Genomic DNA, 22989 nt, shown 5'->3' on the forward strand with positions numbered 1-22989 from the left:
CTAGAACACCGTGCCGTCGCTGTTGATGGCGAAAGGCGGCGGGCCACCTGGCCTGCGCTTGGCGGCAATGCGCCGCCCCGCGGCCCAGGTGCCGCCCTCCAGCACGCGGGCCAGCGGGAACGACTCGGCCGACAACCCGAGCGCCTCGCGCACCGACGCGGCCACGAGGTCGAGTCCCGTCACCGTGAGCGCGCGCCATTCCACGATAACCGGCTCATCCACCGTGTGCGCCACGGCAGTAAAGCCAGGGTCGCGCGGCACCATCAGCTCGAAATCGAACAGCAGCCCGCCGTTGCGGTATTCGGGCAAGCCCGTCAGGACCTCCAGCCCGGTCACGGTCAGGCCGGCATCTTCCAGCGGTTCCAGCAGCGAGTAGGTGAGCCACTGGGTCAGCTTGTGAAAAGGCACCAGGCCATCCGTACAGGCCGGGTGGTGCCAGCAGTCGCCCAGCGACACGCCGTCCAGGCTCACGCGCCCGGGCCATACCGGCCCCAGCGCCACCAGCAGCGTGGTAAGCACGAAGCCGGCCTCGATCTGCCCAGAGCTGGCATGCGCCTTGAGGTAGTCGAACAGGTTACCCAGCCGCGCCGGCGAACCAAAGACCGCTGGCGTGGCTTGCGCCACCTCGCCAAGACGGCGCAACAGCCGGGCGCGTCCATCCAGGCCCACCAGCGGGTTGTGCTGGGCCACCTGGAATGCGGTTGCGATGGAAGACGCATCGATACGCATCAGGCGCTCGGCGTCGGAGCGCAGCGGCTGGCCCGGCTGGGCGGAAAAGCCGCCGCGCGCGAACAGGTCGAAGCTGGCCACGCCGAGCCCTTCGGAGCGCGTCAGCGACAGGTCGCTGGCGGGATCGCGATAGCGCCAGTCCGGGCCCGCGCCGGCATCCAGCAAGACGCTGGGAATTACCAGGTCGATGCCGATGCGGGCGCGTTCCTCGCGGTCGGCCTCGCCGGAGAGCCCGCCGCGTTCGCACAGGATCTGCCAGCGGTCCAGCTTCTCGCCAGGGCCGCCGCTCTCGAAATGACGCCAGCGGCTGTGGTATGGCACGTTGAGGTCGGGATAGCGCTGGCGGATGGTGGCCGCCACATAATCGGCCACTGCCGGGATCCGCTCGGGATGCCAGGTAAACAGCTCGGACGCGCCGGCTGCCACATGATCCGTCACGGCAGCGCAGCGGGTGCGTACCGCGTGCCCGGTGAGCAACGCGGCGGCCGGATGGCCAGGCGGCACGGGACTGGCCCAGCCACCGGCATCATCCTCGCCGTTGATGAAGGGATTCGCGGCGCCGCGCACGCCGCCCGCTTCGGGTATCTCGTTCATTCGTGCAGTCCTCTACCCTTGGCCAGCGCGAGTTCTTCCGCGTCGGGCGGGGTATAGCTCGTGAAGTAGCCAGCCGCCACCTTGGCGTCGATTTCCACGCGGGCATCGGCCGGGATCAATGCGTCGGGAATCGCGACCTGCTCGACCACCTCGATACCCTGAGCGGTCAGCGCCCCGTGCTTCATATTGCTCATCGAAGCCCAGCGGTCGATACGCTTGATGCCGAGCCAGTGGAACACATCGGGCATGAGCTCCTGGAAGCGCATGTCCTGCACGCCGGCGATACATTCCGTGCGTGCGAAGTAAGTCTCGGCCCGGTCGCCGCCAACCTGGCGCTTGCGGGCGTTGTAGACCAGGAACTTGGTCACCTCGCCCAGCGCCCGGCCTTCCTTCCGGTTATAGACCACCAGCCCCACGCCGCCCTGCTGCGCCATCTCGATGCACACCTCGATGCCGTGGGCCAGGTACGGCCGGCAGGTACATATGTCGGAGCCGAACACGTCCGAGCCGTTGCACTCGTCGTGCACGCGGCAGGCCACCTTGGTCTCGGGCTTGCCAAGCTGGCTGACATCGCCGAAGAAGTACAGTGTCATGCCACCGATCGGCGGCAGGAACACTTTCAGGTCGGGGCGCGTGACCAGTTCCGGGAACATGCCGCTGGTCTGCTCGAACAGGCTGCGGCGCAGCATGCTCTCCTTGATCTCGAAGCGGCGCGCCAGCCCCGGCAGGTACCAGACCGGATCGATCGCGGCTTTGGTGACCCGCACGTCGCCATTGGCATGGAGGATCTGCCCGTCGGGTGTGAGCCGGCCGGCCGCAATGGCGCCCATCAGTTCCGGCATATTGATGTGGGCGCGCGTTATGGCGATCGAGGGACGGATGTCGATGCCTGCAGCGATCCGGTCGCCGAAGGCGCTGGACACCAGGTGGCCCCAGGGATCCATCGAGACGATCTTGTCCGGGTCGCTCCACTGCGGGTGAGGCCCGATGACCTCAGCCGGCGAGGTATCGGTGAGATCAGCGCGGTGGTCTCGCTGCAGCTTGCCGGAGGCCACCGCCAGCGCGCGGTAGACCGCGTATGCGCCGGAATGGGTGCCGATCACATTGCGCTGAGCCGGATTGGTCAGGCTTGCGATCACGGGGCCGCGCTCCGCTGCCGTGGCGGCCCCCCAGTGGATTGGCTCGGCCGGCTTGTCGCGGCGCGCGTGCGAGGTCAGGACAATATGATCGGACATGGCAGCCTCGGGACGAGAATCCTGACCAAACGGTCAGGTTTACGATTCCATAGTAGGCAACCTTCGTGCCATATCCCAATGCTCGTTTCTACCTTGTGTTGCACGCCGCACGATGCCACTTGCGCACCGTGCCTGTGCGCAAGCGCCGTGGCCAGCGCTGGTCCTGGTGCATAGGCTCCACGTAAAAGCGGCACCGGGCCACTAGCAGGGCCGGGTGCCGCTGGATGTACCTTCGGATAAACCGGAAGCGCGATCGGGCTATCGGGGCTATCGGTCGGTCAGGTTGACCGTTGCTGCCCCGCCTGCTGCCGCTGGACCGGCTCGTGGGCAGCAGGCCACAGCGCCAGGCGCAATGCGCGCAACGGCGCACCGCTCTCCACGTAGCGATGGAACAAGGCCCCCGCAGCGTTGCTCAGCAGCCAGGCCAGCACCATGCCGAGGGCATTGAGGACGGGCCGTTGCGGAGCCAGATGGAAGACCAGGGCATTCACCACCAGGCAAATCGGGAAATGCACCAGGAACACCGAGTAGGAAATACGCCCGAAAAATGCCAGGAACTGGGCCTGCGGCCAGTGCTCAAGCCAACCGCCACGGCGCGCCGTGCCGAGCAGCAGCGCGATCGCCAGCGCCACCGCGATGCGCAGCCGGAAATCCACGGCCAGCGCCGCCAGCACCACGGCGCACAACAGCAGCAGTGCCACCGGTGAACGCTCAGGCTCGGATGCCCAGAAAGCCAGCGTGCCCAAGCCGTAAGCGCCGAAGAAGTAAATCGCCCAGATATCCCACGTGGCATCGCGGTTGAACCAGAACAGCGAAGCCAGCGCCAGTCCGGCCACCACCAGTGGGCCCATCGGGCTGCCGCCCACGTCGAACCATTGCTCGCAGCGGCGGGCCGCCCACAACGCCACCATCAGCAAGGCGAACAACTGCAGGTCGATGGCCACATACCAGACCCCTGCAGACAAGGCATCGAAATCCAGCACGTTGTGCAGCAGCAGCACATGCGCCAGGAACTGGTGCAAGCCGGGGGCACCGGGAATGGAGTCGTGGTGCATCCAGGTGCGCGCAATGGCGGCACCGGCAATGGCAATCAAGATAGCCGCGGTATAGGGCACCACCAGCTTCTGGTAGCGGTGCCAGATTGCCTGCAAGGGGCGTGGCACCATCAAATGCCCGCCGGGCGCCAGGCTGCGCGCCGCCAGGAAGCCGCTGATGACGAGGAACACCTGCACGGCGATGCGCGCGTACTGTGAGAACCAGTCGAGCAGGCCGGGCGCCAGCACATGGGCCGCATCGGACATGGGGCCATAGAAGGCAAGATGGTGCAGCACGATCAGTTGTGAACTGATCGCCTTGAGAGCGTCAATGCACGCCATGCGCGAAGGACGGGGGCTCATTTGTTATAAGAATGCTACAAAGTACACAAGGGCCGGATTCTACTCCCAGGAGACAGGATGGCGCCAAGACCGGCCACGATGCACCGCCGCAAAATGGCGATAAGCGTTGTATTGGTCACACATTGCACCGCGATATATGTACCAAACAGCATATTGACGGCATCTACCTAAAAACTGTAACGATTTCCCACCGGCCCCCTGCATGACAGCCCGAGCAACGCCGCCGCCACGCCCAGCGAAACCCAATAATCGGTAGGCGCGCCGGCCCACCAGTGGATGTGCCAGGGCACGAAACTCGGCGCAAAGCGCGCTAGCCCGAATGCCGGGTTCAGCACGAACCAGAGAAAATCCTCGCTGATCCAGAACACCATGATGCAAGCGATCACGCGCGCCTCGGCGCGCCAGTTCCAGCGCCCGCCGAACACCAGCGAAAAATGGAAGAACAGCGCCACGCAGGGGAATACCCACGCGTGATACCCCGTCATCGGGCGTCCGCCCCAGAAAATATCCAGCAGCCAGTGATGCTCGATGCGCCAAGTGGGCAGGTTGGCCGCCCAGCCGGCGGCGCCCTCGATCTGGATCTCCACGTTAGCGAAGAAATAGGCCAGCAGCAGGGTCCAAGCCACGGTAAGCACCAGCACCATGGGATGGCGCGACGGATAGGACTGGCCCGCGCGCCGGGTTGAAGAAGACAGGTTCAGCGCGCGCATCTCAACGCGCCGCCGTCGCAGCCGCGCCGCCGTGGTCGGCTGGCTGGCCACACCGCGCCAATTGCCCGAGCACGGTTTCCAGCACGCGGCGCGCCGCCGCCGGTCGCCCCAGTGCGCTAGCCCGCGCACGCATCTGGTCGAGCCGTGCCGGCTCCGCCAGCAAGAGGCGCACCCGGTATTCGAGCGATACCAGGTCGACCGCCTTGAGCGCGGCACCTTGCTCCAGCAGGTAATCGGCATTGCGCTCTTCCTGCCCGGGAATCGGCGCATTGACCACCATCGGCACGCCCATCGCCAGGCATTCGGACGTGGTCAGTCCCCCCGGCTTGGTAATGACAAGATCGGAGCACGCCATCAGGCGTTCCACCTCGTTGGTAAAGCCGAAGGGAAAGAGGCGGCCGGGATGTGCGGCGGCTAGCGTCTTGAGCCGCACCAGGGCAGTCTCGTTGCGCCCGGCAAGCACGACCAACTGGAAATCGTGGTCCAGCCGCATCAGCGCGCCTGCCACCTCGTCAAGGCCGCCGAGCCCTGCCCCGCCGCCCATTAGCATGATGGTGCGCCGTGCCGGATCGAGCCCGAAATGCTGTGCGCAGGCCTGGCGATCCTGCGGGTGGGAAAACGCAGGCACCACCGGAATCCCTGTGGTGTGGATGCGGCCAGCCTCGATCCGGCTGGCCCGCATGCGAAACGCGATTTCCTCGCTGGCGGCAAAGTAACCCGTCATATGGGGAATCACCCACATGCCGTGCAGATCAAAGTCCGTCACCTGCACCCACACGGGCACCGCCAGCCGCTGCCGGCGCACCTCATGCATCAGGATCTCGGCGGGCAGGAAGTGCGTGCAGACGATGGCATCCGGGGCGAACTCGTCGATCGCCCGGCGCAGCGCGCGCGTGCTCAGGCGCTCGGCGGCGCGCCGCAGCTTTTGCATCGGTGCGGCCGGATCGGCCTCGGAAGTGTGCTGGTACAGCATGCCCCAGAGGGCCGGATAGCTGTTCACCAGCTTGATGTAGAAGTCGGTGTAGAGCTTGCGAAACGTGGCCGGGACGTATTCCATCACGTCCAGGTGAAGCGTCTGCACGCCGGGGAACTCGGCTTCGGCGGTCAGGCGCAGTGCTTCAGCGGCGCGCATGTGGCCGGCGCCGGCGGAAACACTGAGGAACAGGATCTTCTGCTGCTGCATGGGGATTCGGGGGAGATTGGGCTTCCGGGGTGAAGCCCGGAGGTTCCGGAACGCTGGGGTGCTGGGGCGTTGGAGAGTTTCGGGGCGGTGCTCACTTCATGACGAAGGACTTGATCAGCGTCAGTTCGCCGGGCTTGCGCATCGGCACGCGGAACACCTGCTGCTTTTCGTTGGGCGTGTTTTCATCGGTGATCAGCGCCACTTGCGCCACGGTAATGGCTTCGGGGCCGGCGCCGCTGCCGTAGTAGTTCACATAGACCAGGTAGGTACCGGGTGGCGGCGCGGCAATCGAATAGATCTCCGGGCCATAGCCGGTGGTGACGTCGACATCGAGCGCGCCGCCGTTGCTGGCCACGCGATTCGCATAGAAGGTGTGCTGGCCGTCGGGCGCCACCACATGCAGGTCCAGGTCGGTCTGATCGCTGTCCCAGGACAGCACCACGCGCAGACGCGGGCGGGTCTTGCCCTGGTAGCCGTCGTAGAACTGCACGCGCTTGCTGGCGCCCTGCGCGCTGCGGATCTCCACGCTGTTGCTGCCGCCCGAGAAAGCGTAGGGCCGCGAGAAGCGGCCATCCTCCTCGACCCGCTGCGGCAGCGCCACGCCATTGACCACCAGGGTGGCAACCGAGCCGCCACCGCGCCGCCCGAGCCCGCCGGGTGCGGGGCTCGACACGGCGCTCGCGGCATCCGCCTCGGACTTGGGCGCCGCGCGGATGCGCCCGGCAATCATGGCGCTGGCGGCTTGCCCGGCTCGCGTGGAGACCGACACCGCCGGGTAATGCACTTCCTGCGTATAGGCCGAAGCGTCACCGGCCGAGTTGCGCCAGCCGTTGCGCGGCGTGGTGAACTCGATGGCATCGTCGGCTCGCGCGGCGCCGGCCAGCAACAGTGCCGGCAGGGTCAGGCTGATCAATGCTAGTTTCGGCGAGTGCTGCATATCCACGGTTCCTTCCTGCGTTCTTTGCGACTGTTTTCTGGCCAGGCGTCAGTGTGGCTATGAGTGTGACTGATCGACGTGTCGGATCAGAAACGCACCGACTTCATGAGCGCCAGTTCGCCCAGCTTGCGCAGCGGCACCACGAGCGTCTCACGCTTTTCATTGAGCGTGTTCTCGTTGTAGATCAGCGTGAGCTTGGCGGTAATCAGGTCGCGATCGTTCTTGCCTTTCTCGAAGTTGTAGCCGTCGGCGTTGAAATTGCCCCAGTAGTTCACATAGAACAACCACACCCCGGGACGCGGCGCCGCGCTCGAGAAAATCTCCGGCCCCGCACCATCCACGCTATCCACGTCCAGACCGCCCCCTTCCGGCAGCAAGGGGCTGGCAAAGAAGGCATGGCCACCGTCAGGTGAAATCACATGCAGGTCGACCTCGGCCTTGGGATCGTCCCAGGTCAACACCGCGCGCAGCTTGGCCTGGATCTTGGCCCCGTCGGCCTCGTAGAACTGCAAGCGCTGGCGCGACGCGCCATCCGCGGACACGATCTCCACACTGTTGGAGCCACGGCCAAACGCCCACGGCCGCGCGAAGCGCCCCTGCTCGTCGGCATACAGCGGCATGGCCGTGCCGTTGACCACCAGCGTCGGCGGCTTGCGGCCCTCCTTGCCGACCTTGCGCAGGCGCCCCTCGATCAGCGTGCGGTACTTCTGCGTGCCCCGGTCCACCGGCGGCTTTGGATAAGCGGCGGTATAGCGCTCGAGCTCGTTGGACAAGCCGCCGTGACGCCAGCCGCCCACCGGGCCGTCCAGATCGGCAACCGGCTCGGCGGTGGTCACCAGCGGCGCCGCGGCGCAGGCCAGGGCCAGCACGCCTTGGCGCCAGTTGCGGGACAAATTGCGGGTGAGATTCATGATGGGTTTTGCGTACGTACCAGCTTGCGCGCCATGGCTTCGACAAAGCCTTCGTCCTGCCCGCGCGGGTGGCGGGCAAATGCAAGATGGAGATATTCGTGGGCCAGCGCAATGCGGTCGTCCTCGCTGGCCAGCCGGTGGATATAGAGCCGGTTGCGGCGCGCGTCGGCATAAGGGCGGCCTTCGCGCACTTCGCACACGGCCGGCAGCGGCGGCGTTTCATAGCCCGGCTCCGCCGCCAGCCGGCGCTCCCATTGCGGCGCGCGCAGCGCCAGCCACTGCCGCGCATTGGCCACCGCCAGGCAATCGCCGGCCACGGGGCTCTGGAACGAGGTGAGCGTGGCCTGAGGCCACCAGCGCGCCAGGATGGCATCGAACGCCTGCCCCTGCCCGGCCGCGCGCCGGGCCTCCAGCCAGGCCATGCGCCCCTGGCCGCTCACGTCGTGGTGATAACGCACAGCCACGCCGGACAGCACCAGCGCATCGGTCACATCGGCGGCGCGCCGCGCCGCGGCGGTGGGTGCACGCGGCAGCACACGCTGGGTGCGGCTGCTATCGGCAATACGAAAACAGCCTTGCTCGCGCGTGGCTTGCTGGATCAGGTAGCTGCGCGCAGCCACCGCCAGGGCGCGGGCGGCCTCGGGCTCGGTGGTGTCGCCCTCGCGCTCGACAACCCGCGCCACGTAGTCATTGAGGCCCAAACGGCCCAGCACGCGCAGCGCGGCGCCGGGCTTGCGCAGCAGCGTCAGTTCGCCACGGCTTTCCACGCGCAGGGTGTTGCCATTGGCAAACTCAGCGCGGTAGGTGCCGTTGAGCGGGCCATCCGGCACGGCCTGGCGACTTGCGCCGGTGCCATTGCCGGTACCGGCGGCTTGCAGATCGCGCAGCGGATAGCGCTCGAACATGTCGACCAGCACGCAGGCGCCATCATCGGGCACCGGCACGGTGGCCAGCAACGGCTGCAGGCGGGGCGCCGCACGGCGCAGCACATTGGCGCTGGCGCCGGGGCCGCCCAGCCAGACCGGACTGCCATCGGCAAGCCAGCCGGCCGCGCCGCCGATGGATGCGCCAGGCCGCGCCGGGTCCGGCATGGTCCATGTCTTGGCGCGCAGCAGGCTGCCATAGTTGGCCAGCGTGCCTTCCCCGCGCCCCACCGTCAGTACCGAGACCAGTGTCGCGGCGGCTGCCTGTTGCGCGGCGGGGGGCACGGCATGCAACCCGGCAAGCAGATCGGCAACGGCCACGTTGCGAGCCGGCTGCATCGCCTGCATGTCCTGCAGCCACGCGGGCGCGCCTGCCTCCTTCCAGAAACGGCGCCAGTCGGCAGCGGACAAACCCAGCCGCCGCGGCTCGAAATAGCGTCCGCAGGATTGAATCAGCGCACGCTCGCGGTCGATGCTCTGGCCGGCCGTGCAGCAGTAAACCTCCTCCGGGTCGCCACCACGGCAGGTGTAGTCATTGGATGGCTTGTCGCGGCCGACCAGGTAGCTGTAGACGAACAACTTCCACACGCTGCCCAACGGCGTTTGCAAGCTGGCAGGCAACGGCGCCGCAGCGGGCGCGGCGGCGTTGCCATCGAGGCCAAACAATTGCGCGTCCGCTCCCGCGAGCCGCGCGAAGCGCAGGGGCTCGGCGGGGGCGAGCGTGGCAGCCGGCACGGACCCGGCGCACGCCGCGCCCAAGGCGGCCACCACCGCAAGCCGTCGCCACCAGGCACGGCCGGCCGCCATGCACGCTGCCCTGCTCATGCCCGCCTCACTCCACCGTCAAGGGGAAACCCGCCGTCTTGCCGTCGCCTTGCAGGGCCTTGGCATCCGGCTGGTACATGCGGAAGTAGCGCACCGGGGGCAGGTTGAACTTACCTGGCAACGAGAAGCGCACCAGCTGGCGCAGCACCACCGGGCGCTCCAGCGATACCACCGGCTGGTGATACGACAGCATGCCCATCTCGTACGTCACGGCGCGCTGGAACGGCTGCAGGCCGGTGACCTTGTTGTCCGGATCGGGCAAACCGTCGATCCGCAGGCCCCACGTCGTGCCCTCGACCTCGCCGCCGGGCGGCAGCGGTGCTTCGACCAGCCCGTAGCGGTACGTGCCCTGGCGCGGGCTCAGCACGATCTCATCGACGTAGAGCGTGTTGCTGTCGAGCTTGTCGCCTGGCTTGACCGGCTTGGCCGAGAAGGTCAGGCCGGCCGTACCCGCGGCGGCGGCTTCGGCCGGCTTAGCGTCCTTCGCTGCGCCATCGCTCATGGGCACCAGGCGATAGAGCTTGCGCTCGATGCCGATCGGCAGGCGCGAGGCTTCCTGGGCACGGCTGCGGTAGGACACCACGGCATTGGTGTTGAACGACTGCGAGGCCGCATCCATGTTCTGCGGCACGGTAAGTGCGAGCGTCTCGGGCAGTTGCGCCCCGCTCCAGCGCCATTCCGGCAGGCCGAGCGGGCTGCGCGCAGCCTTCCAGTTGCCCAGCGGCACGCGCAGCGCGGGATCGCCCTCGCCGGCCAACCCGCGGCCCAGCCCGCCGCCAAGGGACTTGTTGAGCCACACCAGCGTCACGGCCCGGTCAATGGTCGGTGAGGCAGCGCCGGCGCGGGCCAGCAGCGCCTGCACGTCGGAGGCGGCCGCGCCCTTGCCCGCCATCAGCAGCAGGCTCTGCACCAGCGGCGAAGGATCGCTCGCCAGCGTCTGGCGCGCGGCCCCGGCGGCGCTGGCCAGGTCTTCCGGCATCGGCTGGCCGATCTGCTTGTAGAGCTGCGCGGCCAGCACCGTCGCCACGCGGCGGCCTTGCGCCGAATCCGGCGCGGCAAATACCAGGCTTTCTCCCACGGCCGCGCCAGGCGCCTCGGCGCCGGGGCGAGTGAGCTCACCGGCCACACCACCGAGCTGCGTGGCCACCGGCAGGCCCATCTCGTTGATGAACCACAGCGCGAGCGCACGGTGCAGCAGCGGCTCCTTCATGGCCTGCTTGTAAGCTTCCAGCGTGCGCTTCCAGTGATCGGGCGGCAGGCTGATGCCGACGGCGCGCGTTGCCAGCCAGTCGGCGTAATAGGCATACGCCGTCAGCAGCGCGCTATTGCCCACCGTATCGCCCCACCATCCAAACTGGCCATTGACCCCAGCCAGCAGCGCCAGGCGCTGGCGCTGGGTGCGCAGCAGCGCGTCGATGCCCTGGGTGCCACCGCCCGTGTCCGCGCCGGTGGCGGCCAGGCTGCGCTGGGCCAATGCCAGCGGAATCAGCCGGCTGGCGGTCTGCTCGGTGCAGCCGTAGGGATAAGCCAGCAAGTCGTCCGCCACGCGCGCGAACTGGCTGGCGGCGCCGTCGACGAAGCGCAGGCGCACGTCCTGTGCGTCCGCGGGCAGCTTGAACGCGGCATTGGCGCCTGCCAGCGGCAGCGTCAGCTCGCGCTGCGAGAGCCAGCCGGTGGGCTCGACCGTGAGCGTGGTCTGCAGGCGGTCCAGCACCTTGCCCTGCAGCTTGATCTCGGCATTGACCACGCCACCCTGCAGAGCGCCCTGCGCAACCGGCAGGCGCACGTAGTTCGCGCCACGCTTGAGCGTCACGCTCTGGTTGACGTTCAGGCCGGCGCCGATCACCACGAGGTCCGCGGCCACCTCCTGCTCACCCTGGTTGAAGGCCACCATGTCGATGCGCGGCGCATCCTCGGCGCGATAGCGTTGCGGCCCGATCCATTTGAGATACAGACCCTTGTCGGACCGGATGCTGGCGGTGCGCTGCCCGACCATGCCGTCGCCTGACATCGCTCGCACCGTGATGCGCCAGCGAGTCAGGGAGTCGGGCATGGTGAAGCTCATGCGCGCGCGGCCGTCTGCGCTGGTACGCAGGTTGGCCTCCCACGCGGCAGTGTCTTTCTCGTCCCGGCGTGGGCGCTCCAGCACCTTCACGCCACGCTCGTTATAGCGGCCGCGCTCAGGGCCACCGGCGCCGGGCTGGCCCGACACTGCGAGGTCGTAGCCGATGAAATTCAGGCTGGAAGTGGTGCGCACGCTGTTGCGGCGCGGATGGTAGAAGAAATCAACGATGCTCGGGGCGATTTCAGGCTGCAGCACGTAGACCATCTCATCCACCACGCTGACGGTGAGATTCGCAGGCACGGGCTTGCCATTGAAGGCGCTGGTGAGGTCCAGCGTGACGGTCTCGCCGGGGGCATAAACAGGCTTGTCGCTCTTGACCGCCAGCTCGATCGTGGGCTGCACCACGGCAATGCCGGCGTTCTGGAACACGTAGTCGCCGTCCTTAACATACAGCACGGAGAACGTCATATTGGGACTGAAATCGTTGCCCACCTTGATCCGCGCCCGCCATTGCTTGTCGGTGACCTTCTCCAGCGACAGCCAGTCGCCGCCCTTGGACAGCAGGCCGCGCCGCTCCACCCGGTCGCGCTCCAGCGTCAGCAAGGCATCCTCGACGGCGAGTGGGAACGTCACCAGCGCTTCGGCCGTGTCGCCGATGCGGTAGCGGTCCCGGTCGAACACGATCTCGATATTGCCCGGCACGGTCTGCAGGCCCTCGCCCGCCACCCAGTGGCTGGCCGCGGCCAGCAGGTTGCCCGCGCCGTCCTTGACGGAGAGCGTGTACGAGCCCGGCTGGTCGAACCTGACCGGGAACGACGCGGTGCCATTGGCGGCGGGGCTCAGCGTGCCTTCGCTGCGGGTGCGCGACTCCAGCCGCACCAGTTCCCACTTCGCCGGCGCCTGCGCCGATGCCTGCCCGGCTGCGGCCAGGGCCTGCAACTGGAAGGTCACGCCCTGGCCCGGGTTAGTGAAGTTGGCCGGCGCCGTCAGCTTGTATGGCGTGGCGCCACGCGCGATCAGCAGTTCGCGCGTGATCTTGACCCGATAGGCCGCGCCATCGTTGGCGAACACCGTCACCACATAGCGGCTCGGGTCCTTGGCGGCAGGCAGCACCAGCGCGGCATTGCCGCTACCGTCGGTGGTCAGTTCCTGCTGCTCCAGCTTGACCGGGAACAGGCCGGCATACTGCAGTTCGCCCTCCACCATCGTCACCTGCTGCGCCCGCAGGCTGACGGACAGCCTGGCGTCCTTGACCGGCTTGCCGTCGGGATAGCGCAGCTGGATCTTGCCCTTGACCACCTCGCCGGTGGCGTAGTCGGCCTTGTCCAACGCAAGATTCACGTCGAAATGCGGCTTGATGTACTCGGCCACGCGGAAGGCACCGCCGTAGGTGTTGCCGCCGTAGTCGAAGCGCAGCGTATAGCCGCCGGCCAGGGCATTGGCGGGCAGCGTGAAGCGCGCGTCGGCGCCGTTGTCCGCGGCCAGCGCGGCGGCGACCGAGGCCAGCGGCGCACCGTTGGGGTCCAGCACCTCCAGCTTGATATCACCGGGCGCCGCCGGGCCGGATTCGGTGGCATTGCGGAAACTACGGCCGATGAACTTGACCCGGACTTCATCGCCGGGGCGGTACAGCGGCCGGTCGGTGAAGGCGTACAGCTTGGTGTTGTAGATCTCGCTGTCGTAGTAGAAGTTCTCCGAGATAAACGCGCCGCCGGCCGGGTCCACGCCCAGCAGGTAGCTGCGCTCCGGGCTGGTGTGGGCCAGATCTGCCGCACCGTCAGTGCCAGTGGTGGCGCTTTGGAGCACGCCGAGGCCGTCAGTCCAGGCGAGGCTGGCGCCGGCAACCGGGCGGCCGCTCTTGCGCTGCGCGGCCCAGACCAGCATGCCGTTGCCGGTGCTCTTGGTAATGGCCACGGTATCGGACACAAACAGCAAGGTATGGGCACGGTAGGTGCCAATGATGCCTTCGACGATGTACAGGCCCGGCTTCAGCTTGCCCAGCGGCACCATCACGTTGCCCGCGTCTCGCGGCAGGAATTCACTGCTGCTGCCTTCCAGCTTGACGTCCTTGGGCGGCGCGATTTCCTTTGCGTCCCAGATCGGGTAGCGGAAGCGCTCGACCACGTCATAGCCCTTGAGCGGCTCGTACTGCGGGTTGTTCTCGAAGCGGGTCGGCTGGGCAATCTGGTCGCCCATGCTGAACTGCGGCGCGTCCTCCACCGCCTTGCTGCGGGTCGCGAACGACAGCACGCGCTGCCATGCGCGGCGCGCCTGCTTGTACCAGCTATCCCACAGGTAGGACAAGGTATTGGCCAACCCTTCGCCGCGGTGGTTCGCCTTGACGTCGATCCGGTGCAGGTTTTTTTGTGCCTTCAGGAAGGCGATCGGATCGGCAACCCGGTACACGAGGATGTCGGCGCCGCCGTAGCGCTGCAGCTCGCTCTTGTACTCGCGGCCCGGGGCTTCCAGGCGCACCTGCGCCGTCTGGTCGCTACCGTAGCTGGCGTCCGACAGCAGGAAGAACGGCTGCCCTTGAAAGGCGCTATAGCCGCTTGACGGCACCGTGTCGAGCGTGACACTCGGCCGCTCGGCGGCGCCTGCCGCCTGGGTGCCTGCCAGCAAGGCAAGCGCCAGCAGCATGCGGGGGATGGAGGAACGCAGAAGCGCGCTTGCGCGCGTCATGACGACAAGCATCGTCTTTACCTCGACAAAAAGGCGAAACGGAATACGCCGATGAAATTGGGATTGCCGTCCTGCGGCTGCCAGCGCGAGTCGTTCCATTGCATCAAGCGGGAAAGGGTGACGGCACGCAGGCCGTTATCGGCACGGGTCACGGTGCCGGTGTGATAGGCCAGGTACTGGCCCATCCAGATCATCAGGTGCTGTTCATCGCCCTGGTCGTAGAAAAGCAGGTCACCGGGCTGCGCCAGGTTGACGTTCCTTGCGACAAAGCGGCTATTGCCCTGCACCAGGGCCAGGGCGGAGGCATAGGCCCCGGTGCTGCCGTCGGCGCGGGTCCAGCGCTGGCCAAGCGTGCGCTGGGTCGGGCTCAGGCTAAGCTCCGGCGGCAACTGGCGGGCCGAGGTGCCGCCTTGCATGCCGTTGGCGCGCAGCCAGCGCGCGTCATGCACCTTGAGCGCCTCGCCCACGGCAAAGCGCACCAGGCCCGCACAATCGCGCTGGTACCAGCGTGGGGTCGGGCCCTGGCGCAGCTGCTCGCCGACGATGCGCACGAACCAGGCACGAAACGCCGCCGATTGCAAGGCATCGAGCGCATCCGCGTCTGGCGTGTCCGACGCCAGGCCGGATAATGCCCAGGCCCGACCGCCGCTGGCCAGGGGCAAGGCAAGCGCCAGCGCCAGCGCCGCCAGCATCGAGCGGCGACCTCGGCTCACAGCTATCACTGCGCGGCCTCTTGCGGTGCCGGTGCTAGCGGCGCCACCGACGGGGCCGCGGCCAGCACGCCGCGCGGCGGCGTGCCTGCCTGCTGCCAGGTCACCGGCACCCATGCGCGCCCTGAAGGCAAGCTATCAGGCAGCACCAGCGAGACCGCCGGGTAGGCCGCAAGGGTCTTCAGCTTAGGGAACAGGTGGGCGCGCGCCGCATTCAGGAACAGGGCTTCCTGGTCTGCGGGCAACGCCTTGGTGGCTTCGCGGCGCACCAGCGGCGCCAGCGTCGACGGGGTGAAGCTGAGCACGGTACGGGCCTGCTGGCCGCGCTGCATGGTGTCGGCCACCGAGGGGAAACGCTTGCCCTGCACCGCCAGCGCGTCGTCCACCAACGCGCCGTCAGGCGAGAACAGCACAGTGTTGCCAGCCAGTGCCAGCGTCACGGGGAAATAAGCACCCGCCGAAAGCTGGGCGGCGAACGGCGCCCCCTTGCCCTCACGCGTGCCGTAGGGCGAGCTGACCGGGCGCGACCACAACACCGCGCCGCCCGCGCCCTGGCGGTTCTGCACCGGCAGGCGTGCATAGGCGCCCTTTTCCGTGCCGGCATTGGGTTCATAGGCGCCAATCACTTGCTCGAACAGGCTCGCCAGCACCGGACGCAACGCGGTAGCGGCATCTGCCGACTTGACCCGGGCCATGAACAACGGCGCCACCAGCGCCGACTTGCTGTACCAGCACACGGCAGCCGGCCCTTCGAAGGCCTGGGCCACCTGCGTAGCCAGTTCGTCCTTGCCGCCGCTGACCTTCTGCAGCATCTTGCCTGCGGCCTGCCAGTCCACCGGCAGCGTGGCGCAGGCCGCGGGGTCGGCCGGCAAGGCTTTCCAGAGTTCGGCCGTGTTCCACGCCCCCGGCAGGCGCGCGCCATCGACCAGCACAGCGCTGTGCCAGGCGGCATCATCGGCGCCGGCCCTGGAATCGGACTTAGAGTCCGACTTAGTGTCCGACTTCGAATCGGCGCCGGCAAAATCGAAACGCAGCGCTTCGATGCCCGGGAAGAATGCCTGGTAGCCAAACGAGAGGTAATTCGCGCCCACCAGCACGCGATGGCCCTTGGGCGGGCCCTTGGCGGCGTCGAGCGCGAACGATTGCAGCGGGGTCTCGCGCGCGCCGGCATCGTCTGACAGCCAGGCGGCCACCGCCTTGGCGCGGGCGCCGATGGGCTTGCCTTCGGCGTCCAGCAGCATACCGGCTTCCGACAGGACTACCAGGCGATCGCCCTTGCCCGCCAGCAGCAGGCTGCGCGCCGGGCCGATCCGCAACGCATACAGCGGCGTGCCGCCGACTTCACCGGCACGGCTCAGCTGCGTGTCAGCCGGGGCGATCGTGCCAAGTGTCTGCAGTACCTTGGCCAGCCCGTTGCGCTCCATCGACAGCGCCCAGTAGCGCAAGGTGCCATCGGCGCCACGCCACGCCATGAGCCGGCCCGGTTCGTCGAACACGCGCTTGAGCAACGCATCGCCCCAGTCCAGGTCGTGCTCGAAGGCGATACGACGCAATGCGCCCGAGGCAGACAGGCGGCCTTCGTTGTCTTCGTAATAATTGACGAAATCTTCGGTGAGCACGTCGCGCAACAGCGGCACGCGGAGCATATCGCGCGGCAGGCTGGACAGGCTTTCGCTGTCGACCAGCGCATCGGGGCGGCTGAAATCGAGCTCAAGCTGGCGGGGCTGCCCCTTCCAGGCGCGTCCGAACGGGTGCCAGACCATTTGCACGGCCACACCAGCGGCAATCGCCAGCGCAGCGGTGCCAAGCGCGATTCTCTTGCGCGAAATCTTCATGATTCCCTTCACGATCGTGATCACTGCACGTCACAGATGCAGCGAACCCGGTAGCGTACCGCGCACATCAATCAAACCGCAACCCAGCCACCGTGAATTTTTGTGACTGCCTGCGCAGCCGCGCGCTCGGCGCCACCCGCGGGCGTAGCGCGCTTTCCGAGCTGGTGCCTTTGCCCAGGCGGCTCTCCGGGTTGATATTTGCTTATGACAAAGATGTACTTTGCCGAAGCGGGCCACAGGCGTAGCCTCGCCACTTTTGAAATATTCGACATATGTTCTCGTTTGCCACATTCGCCAGTGCCGGCACGTTCCGTGCCTCCCGCCTGCTGGCAAAGCTAGCGTTCGTCGCTGCCGCTGCCCTCTCGATTTCCGCCCCACACGCCGCCCAGGCCCAAAGCCCGGTGCTGGACAAGATCCGCAGCACCGGCACCATCGTGCTGGGCTACCGTGAATCGGCGCTGCCCTTTTCCTTCGCCAACGACAAGGGCGAGCCCGCAGGCTACGCGGTGGACCTGTGCCTGCGCGCCGCGGAGGCCGCGCGCGTGAAGCTCGGACTGAAGACGATCAAGGTGCGCTGGATGCCGCTCACCCCGCAGAACCGGATCCCCGCCGTGGTCAATGGCCTGGTCGATCTCGACTGCGCGCCCAACACGAACTCGCTGGAACGCCAGAAGCAGGTCGCCTTCAGCGTCTCGCATTACATTTCCACGGTCCGCATGCTGGTGCGCGCGGATTCGGGCATCAAGTCCTTCGAAGACCTGCGCGGCAAGAACGTGGTGACCAGCGCCGGCTCCACGGGCGATCGCCATGTGCGCCGCCTGAAGGGCCAGTATGGTTTCCATGACATCTACGCGAAGGACCATGGTGAATCCTTCCTGCTGCTCGAATCGGGCCGTGCACAGGCATTCGTGATGGACGATGTACTGCTGTCGGGACTGCGCGCACGCGCCAAGGACCCTTCGCAGTTCGTGATCGTGGGTCCCGCTCTGTCGATCGAGCAGAATGCGCTGATGATGTCCAAGGCCGATCCGGAGTGGAAGCAACTGGTGGACCAGACGCTGGCATCGGTATTCGCCGGCCCGCAGGTGATCGCCCTGCAAAAACAATGGTTCCAGCAGCCCATCGGCGCCCGCAACATCAACCTTGCACTGGCACCGAGCGCGGAAGTCCGGGATGCGTGGAAGCATCCTTCGGATGTCGCGACCGAATAACGACCTTCGAAGCCCGGCGACCAAAATCAAAGCCCCCGCACGCCATCAGGCCTGCGGGGGCTTTTTTTTGCACATGACGCCAACAAAAAGTGCGCAATTATTCACACAAAACATCAGGCGTCGAGCAAGTCTTGGCGATAAAGGCAATAGCGGCTTTCCATAGGACGATACAAAGCGTGCATTTCACAATACAGCGCATGTTGACAGCCAGGCGAAATGTTGGCGACACTGAGGACCAGCGGACAACGCGGCAACGGTATCCCACGCAACCGGCGTGGCGGCCTTAGCCGTCAGTTTCCGTGTATTCGAACCGCCGGAAGGCGGCATTTACCAGGAGAAAACATGAACAAGTTCGTCGCGACAGCCATCGCGCTGTGCATTGGCGCCGTCTCCGTGGCTGCCCAGGCGCAATCGACCGGGAAGAAGCAATTCGACCCGTATAGCCAGGGCGCCAAGTCGGGCGATAAGTTCGACCCGTATAGCCAGGGCGCCAAGTCCGGTGACAAGTTCGACCCGTATTCCCAGGGTGCGAACAAGAGCACCCGCACGGACCTGACCGACGCCTCCGCGCCGCCGGCCAAGAAGTCGACCAAGAAGAGCAAGAAGAGCAAGAGCAAGAAGCCCGCCGCATCGGCCGCAGCCGCGAACTGATCGGCAAGGGGCGCCGCGCTGGTATCCGGCGCCCTGACAGCACAAAGCCCGCCAATTCAAACTGGCGGGCTTTGTGCTTTGTGCTGTGTGCTGCCGGAGAATCCGCTTTGGCAGGCGGGGAAAGCGTCAGGGCGATGTCGTATCCAGATCCATCCCCGTGACGTCGATCCGTTGCACCTTGTCCTGCTGGCGAATCTCGGTGCGCAGCACGAATGCCTCGGCGGGGCAATACCAGTCGGTAACATGCATCAGCGTGGGCTCCACCTGCACCACCTCCTCTCCCACCATCAGCGGCCCCAGCGAAGTCCGCTTCTCGTAGGTGATCGGCATGCACTCCTTGCGGCCCAGCACGGTATCGATCATCTGGCGCTTGCCCACATGGCGGGATCCGACGCTGATCGAGGCATATAGCGCCCGCATGCTTCCCACGACCTTGTCCGCGCCCACCGGATAGATCTGCAGAGAGACACTGGACTCGAACGCCTCGCCCTCCAGGGTGCCGCCCTCGCGGATATCCATGCCTGCGTAGCTGAACACGCCCTGGCCCCTGAAGGCGGCTTCGCCGTACATGCGAGCATAGCGCCCTTGTGCATTGATGACGGCATGCTCGCTCTCGATACTGCTCTTGGCAGAGTCGGAGCGGCGGTCGATATTGACCATATGGACCTGGTCCATGATGACCGGCGGCCCCATCAAGGCAGACAGCGCCGACTTGGAGCGCACCTCGAGCTGCGCCCGGCATCCGGTCTGGTTCTTGGTCGCCCGGCGCAAGGTCATGGTGATCGACATGGGCATGGCCCCATCGCCCTCCATCTGCACCCGCGAGCCGGATCGGAACCATGGCGCGTCGCACAGCGGGGCAAGAGCCCGTGCCGGCGCCTCCTCGGACGCGGCAGCGGCCACCGCCACTGTCTGAGCCTGCGCAAGGCTGCCCACGACCAGCAGCCCTGCGCCGGCAATGAAAGCAGCCCTAAACCGTTGCGCCTTTGTCCTCACATGAATCCTGTCTAGAATGATTTCGCGCCCCCGCTTGTTCCGGCCAGGCGCCGCGCACGCAGGGCCCGCCAGACGTCGTGGCTCGCGCTGGCTGGAAACTAGTGCCTTTTTTGCCCGCGCGTGTCGGCAATCTTAGTCGGTCACCGTCGCAGCCGGCCCATGCGGGCCGCTTGCCAGGGAGTTCCTATGCTTCAGTATTACGCCAAGCTTTGGTGGGTTGTGGCCTTGCGCGGCATTCTCGCTGTTCTTTTCGGAATTTGTGCATTTTTCGCACCCATTGCCACACTGGCTGCACTCGTGCTCATGTTTGGCGCCTTTGCCGCCGCCGACGGCGTCAGCGCGCTACTGATGGCCATCTCGGGCAACCGGCGCGCGGCTAGCGACCGCGGCATCCTTGCACTGCAGGGCCTGCTTGGCCTGGGTGTGGGCCTGCTGACCTGGTTCAGCCCCGTGGTCACCGCGTTTTCCCTGCTGTTATATATCGCCGCCTGGACGCTTGCCACAGGCGTGCTGCAATTTGTCGCGGCAATCCGCCTGCGCAAGGACATTCCCAATGAATGGTGGCTGATCCTGGCCGGGATGGTGAGCATCGTGTTCGCCGTCCTGCTGCTGTGGCACCCCCTTGCCGGCGCGCTGGCGGTGCTGTGGATGATCGGAGCATGGGCGGTGGTGTGCGGCATTCTGCTAATCGGCGCCTCACTGCGCTTGCGGCGCGCAAGAACAATGACTGTTGAATCACTTTTAAGTTAAGCCACGCGCACTGCCCGGGCCGTCCCGCGTGCGCCGACCCCGCGCGCGACGGCGGGTTGCGGCGGTCGTGCTAACATTGCGCGCCGCGCCACTTGGCAACCACGGTTGGCCATGGGGTAATGGCTGGAAAGACTAACAAAGCAGAAGGCGCGGGGAAACGGGCACCATCGCTTGCTTTTTTTGTCTACCAAAGCCGTCGCTGCTGCGTTGTGATGTTTTCGCCGGTACCCGGCAGCCCGAAACCGTCAAACAGACCGACCGCGCGCTGCGGCAACAGCCTGACACCGCTTTTTTAGCGGTGCCAAGGCGGCGTTACCAGTGCTTTAATAATCACGCAAGTGGCCGCGCCATCGCGAGCCAATGCAATGACTGCGTGGCGGCAGGCGGGCAAGCCATCCGGGCCGCCCGCGTGCGGATCGCCACACCCCGCAAGCCCGAGAACCGGTCGTCATGTGCGCAAGCCAGGACGGTCACCCGATCCCTTTCCAGGAGACGTATGCGTAGTTCCGTGACCTCGCGAGACACCTCGCGAAGCACCGCACAAGGTGTTTCGCAATCTGCCGGCTTGCCCACGATCACCATCGTCCTGGTTTGCCTGTTTATTCTCCTGGTCTGGTTCGGCACGCTCGACGCTCGCCACCTGCTGCGCTCCGATGAAGGCCGCTACGCCGAGATCGCCCGTGAGATGTTCTCCACCGGTGACTGGGTAACCATCCGCTACAACGCACTCAAGTACTTCGAGAAGCCGCCTTTCCATATGTGGGTGACAGCGCTGTCGTATACCTTGTTCGGCGTGGGCGACTGGCAAGCCCGGCTATGCGTGGCGCTGTCCGGCATGGTCGGCCTCGTGGTCTCGATGCTCGCCGCCCACCGCTGGTATGGCTTGCGGGCCGCCTTCCTGACCGGGCTGGTGCTGGCCGCCGCGCCGATGTGGAGCGTGGCCTCGCACTTCAACTCGCTGGACATGACGCTTTCCGGCGCCATGGCCTGCGTGCTGGCCTTCATGTTGCTCGCGCAGCACCCCGCTGCTACGCCAGCCGCGCGGCGCTACTGGATGTGGGCCTGCTGGATAGCCATGGGCGTGGCGATCCTGACCAAAGGGCTGGTAGGCATTGCCCTGCCCGGCCTCGTGCTGGTCATCTACACCCTGATCTCGCGGGATTTCGGCCTGTGGCGGCGCCTGCACCTGATCACCGGCACCGCACTGATGCTGATCGTCACGGTGCCCTGGTTCTGGCTGGTGTCGGAGCGCAACCCCGAATTCCTGAATTTCTTCTTTATCCACGAGCACTGGCAGCGCTATACCTCGACGGTACACTCGCGCAAGGGCCCGCTGTGGTACTTCGTGCCGTTGCTGGTGGCGGGCTTCATCCCCTGGCTGGGCCTGGCGCCGCGCATGTGGCAAGTGGTCCGTGGCGAAGGCGCGGCGGCACGCGTGGCGCCGGCGCGGCCATTCCAGCCGGCGCTGTTGCTGGCCGTGTGGGCCATTGCCATCTTTGTCTTCTTCAGCCTGTCCGGCTCGAAGCTGCCCGGCTATATCGTGCCGATCTTCCCGGCGCTTGGCATGCTGGCTGCCGTGGCGCTGCAGCACATCGATGAGCGCAGCTGGAAGCGGCAGCTCAACGGCATGCTGGTCATTTCGGCAATCGGCTTGCTGGCCAGCCCGGTGGTGGCCACGCTGAATTCCGACAACACGCCCAACGAGCTGTACCGCTTGTTCGCGGTCTGGGTCGGCGCCGCCTTCGTGCTGATGCTCGGCGCCGTGTTCCTCGCGCGCAAGCTGCTGGCGAGCAAGGGCCTGATGGTCAGCATCACCGTTTACTCGCTCGGCTTGTTCACCAGCTTCACAGTGGCGCTGCTGGGCCACGAGGTCATGGGGCGGCAGACTTCGGGCGTGGACATGGTGCCCGCCATTAACGCCGTGCTGACGGACGACATGCCGATTTACGGCGTGCGCATGCTGGACCACACGCTGCCGTACTACCTGCGCCGCACCACCATCATGGTGGAATGGCCGGACGAGCTCGAGTTCGGCACCAAGCAGGAGCCGCAGAAATGGCTCCCCACCCTGGATGCCTTTATTGCAAAATGGCAGGATGGCCAGCACGCCGTGGGCATCATGTCGGCTGCCACCTACAAGATACTGCAAGAGAGCAAGGTGCCGATGTACAAGATCGGGCAAGACAAGCGCCGCGTCGCGGTCACCAACTTCCCGCCTCCCGGCCAGGCACCGGCGGCCCCGCAGCAAGAACCGAACCGCGCGCCATGACGCTCTCTACCTTCGCTTTTATCTTTACCGGCGTGCTGCTCAATGCGTGCGCGCAGCTGCTGCTCAAAGCCGGCACCAACGCCGTGGGCGCCATCACCATCGAGCGCGCGACGCTGTTTGCCACGGCGTTTCGGGTGCTGACGCAGTGGCCGGTACTGGCTGGCCTGACACTGTATGTAGTCAGCGTCGGCGTGTGGATCGTCGGGCTGTCGCGGGTCGATGTATCGATCGCTTACCCGATGCTGTCGCTCGGTTATGTGGTGAACGCCCTGGCAGCCTGGTGGCTGTTCGGTGAAATGATCGGCCCCCTGCGCGTAGCCGGCATCCTGCTGATCCTCGCCGGCGTGTTTCTCATCGCGCGTTCCTGATCACCGCA

17 protein-coding genes are annotated in these 22989 nt (G+C 66.4%); 5 read left to right on the top strand and 12 right to left on the bottom strand.

Annotated features, from left to right (window positions below):
- The 11 genes from RR42_RS30820 to RR42_RS30870 all read right to left on the bottom strand — a co-directional run bounded on the left by RR42_RS30820 (nt 1) and on the right by RR42_RS30870 (nt 16736).
- On the bottom strand, nt 1–1323 hold the full coding sequence (locus RR42_RS30820) for a URC4/urg3 family protein (RefSeq protein WP_043355605.1): 1323 nt from the start codon (nt 1321–1323) through the stop codon (nt 1–3).
- Nucleotides 1320–2558: a GTP cyclohydrolase II gene (locus RR42_RS30825; RefSeq protein WP_043355607.1), complete on the bottom strand. Its 1239-nt coding sequence runs from the start codon at nt 2556–2558 to the stop codon at nt 1320–1322. The genes RR42_RS30820 and RR42_RS30825 overlap by 4 nt, the downstream gene beginning before the upstream one ends.
- A 278-nt stretch (nt 2559–2836) precedes the next feature.
- Nucleotides 2837–3955, bottom strand: a complete 1119-nt coding sequence (locus tag RR42_RS30830; RefSeq protein ID WP_052495090.1) for an acyltransferase family protein — start codon at nt 3953–3955, stop codon at nt 2837–2839.
- 167 nt (nt 3956–4122) lie between these two features.
- Nucleotides 4123–4599 carry a hypothetical protein gene (locus RR42_RS30835; RefSeq protein WP_043358240.1) on the bottom strand — a complete coding sequence of 159 codons (477 nt, stop codon included), beginning with the start codon at nt 4597–4599 and terminating at the stop codon, nt 4123–4125.
- 67 nt (nt 4600–4666) lie between these two features.
- Nucleotides 4667–5848 carry an MGDG synthase family glycosyltransferase gene (locus RR42_RS30840; RefSeq protein ID WP_043355609.1) on the bottom strand — a complete coding sequence of 394 codons (1182 nt, stop codon included), beginning with the start codon at nt 5846–5848 and terminating at the stop codon, nt 4667–4669.
- Between the two features lie 91 nt (nt 5849–5939).
- The gene (locus RR42_RS30845) at nt 5940–6785 is read right to left on the bottom strand and encodes a YfaP family protein (protein WP_043355611.1); all 846 of its coding nucleotides are present in this window, start codon (nt 6783–6785) and stop codon (nt 5940–5942) included.
- 86 nt (nt 6786–6871) lie between these two features.
- The gene (locus tag RR42_RS30850; protein WP_236702081.1) at nt 6872–7696 is read right to left on the bottom strand and encodes a YfaP family protein; all 825 of its coding nucleotides are present in this window, start codon (nt 7694–7696) and stop codon (nt 6872–6874) included.
- Nucleotides 7693–9426: a DUF2300 domain-containing protein gene (locus tag RR42_RS30855; protein ID WP_043355612.1), complete on the bottom strand. Its 1734-nt coding sequence runs from the start codon at nt 9424–9426 to the stop codon at nt 7693–7695. The genes RR42_RS30850 and RR42_RS30855 overlap by 4 nt, the downstream gene beginning before the upstream one ends.
- Before the next feature lie 25 nt (nt 9427–9451).
- Nucleotides 9452–14203, bottom strand: coding sequence for an alpha-2-macroglobulin family protein (locus RR42_RS30860; RefSeq protein WP_419188896.1), 4752 nt, complete (start codon nt 14201–14203; stop codon nt 9452–9454).
- Between the two features lie 5 nt (nt 14204–14208).
- Nucleotides 14209–14883, bottom strand: coding sequence for a DUF1175 domain-containing protein (locus RR42_RS30865; protein ID WP_052495091.1), 675 nt, complete (start codon nt 14881–14883; stop codon nt 14209–14211).
- A gap of 26 nt (nt 14884–14909) precedes the next feature.
- On the bottom strand, nt 14910–16736 hold the full coding sequence (locus tag RR42_RS30870) for a DUF2138 domain-containing protein (protein WP_043355616.1): 1827 nt from the start codon (nt 16734–16736) through the stop codon (nt 14910–14912).
- 272 nt (nt 16737–17008) lie between these two features.
- Here RR42_RS30870 and RR42_RS30875 point away from each other — a divergent pair, with 272 nt between their 5' ends.
- Both RR42_RS30875 and RR42_RS30880 read left to right on the top strand, forming a co-directional pair.
- Complete coding sequence (locus RR42_RS30875) at nt 17009–17947, top strand: amino acid ABC transporter substrate-binding protein (protein WP_043355618.1); 939 nt, start codon at nt 17009–17011, stop codon at nt 17945–17947.
- A 342-nt stretch (nt 17948–18289) separates the two neighbouring features.
- Nucleotides 18290–18598, top strand: coding sequence for a hypothetical protein (locus tag RR42_RS30880; RefSeq protein WP_043355619.1), 309 nt, complete (start codon nt 18290–18292; stop codon nt 18596–18598).
- 126 nt (nt 18599–18724) lie between these two features.
- On the opposite strand, the gene RR42_RS30885 is transcribed toward RR42_RS30880, so the two are convergent.
- Entirely contained in the window at nt 18725–19594 is an 870-nt protein-coding gene (locus tag RR42_RS30885; protein ID WP_043355621.1) for a hypothetical protein, read from the bottom strand.
- Nucleotides 19595–19780: 186 nt separating this feature from the next.
- Between RR42_RS30885 and RR42_RS30890 the strand changes: the two genes are divergently transcribed.
- From RR42_RS30890 to RR42_RS30900, 3 genes are all read left to right on the top strand, one after another.
- A complete protein-coding gene (locus RR42_RS30890; protein WP_043355623.1) occupies nt 19781–20344 on the top strand; it encodes an HdeD family acid-resistance protein in 564 nt (187 codons plus the stop codon).
- 496 nt (nt 20345–20840) lie between these two features.
- Nucleotides 20841–22613, top strand: a complete 1773-nt coding sequence (locus RR42_RS30895; protein WP_043355624.1) for a glycosyltransferase family 39 protein — start codon at nt 20841–20843, stop codon at nt 22611–22613.
- Nucleotides 22610–22981 (top strand): DMT family transporter, encoded by a 372-nt coding sequence (locus RR42_RS30900; RefSeq protein ID WP_043355625.1) that lies wholly within the window; start codon nt 22610–22612, stop codon nt 22979–22981. The genes RR42_RS30895 and RR42_RS30900 overlap by 4 nt, the downstream gene beginning before the upstream one ends.
- Nucleotides 22982–22989 lie beyond the last annotated feature (8 nt).

This window comes from Cupriavidus basilensis (genome assembly GCF_000832305.1).
Taxonomy (GTDB): domain Bacteria; phylum Pseudomonadota; class Gammaproteobacteria; order Burkholderiales; family Burkholderiaceae; genus Cupriavidus; species Cupriavidus basilensis_F.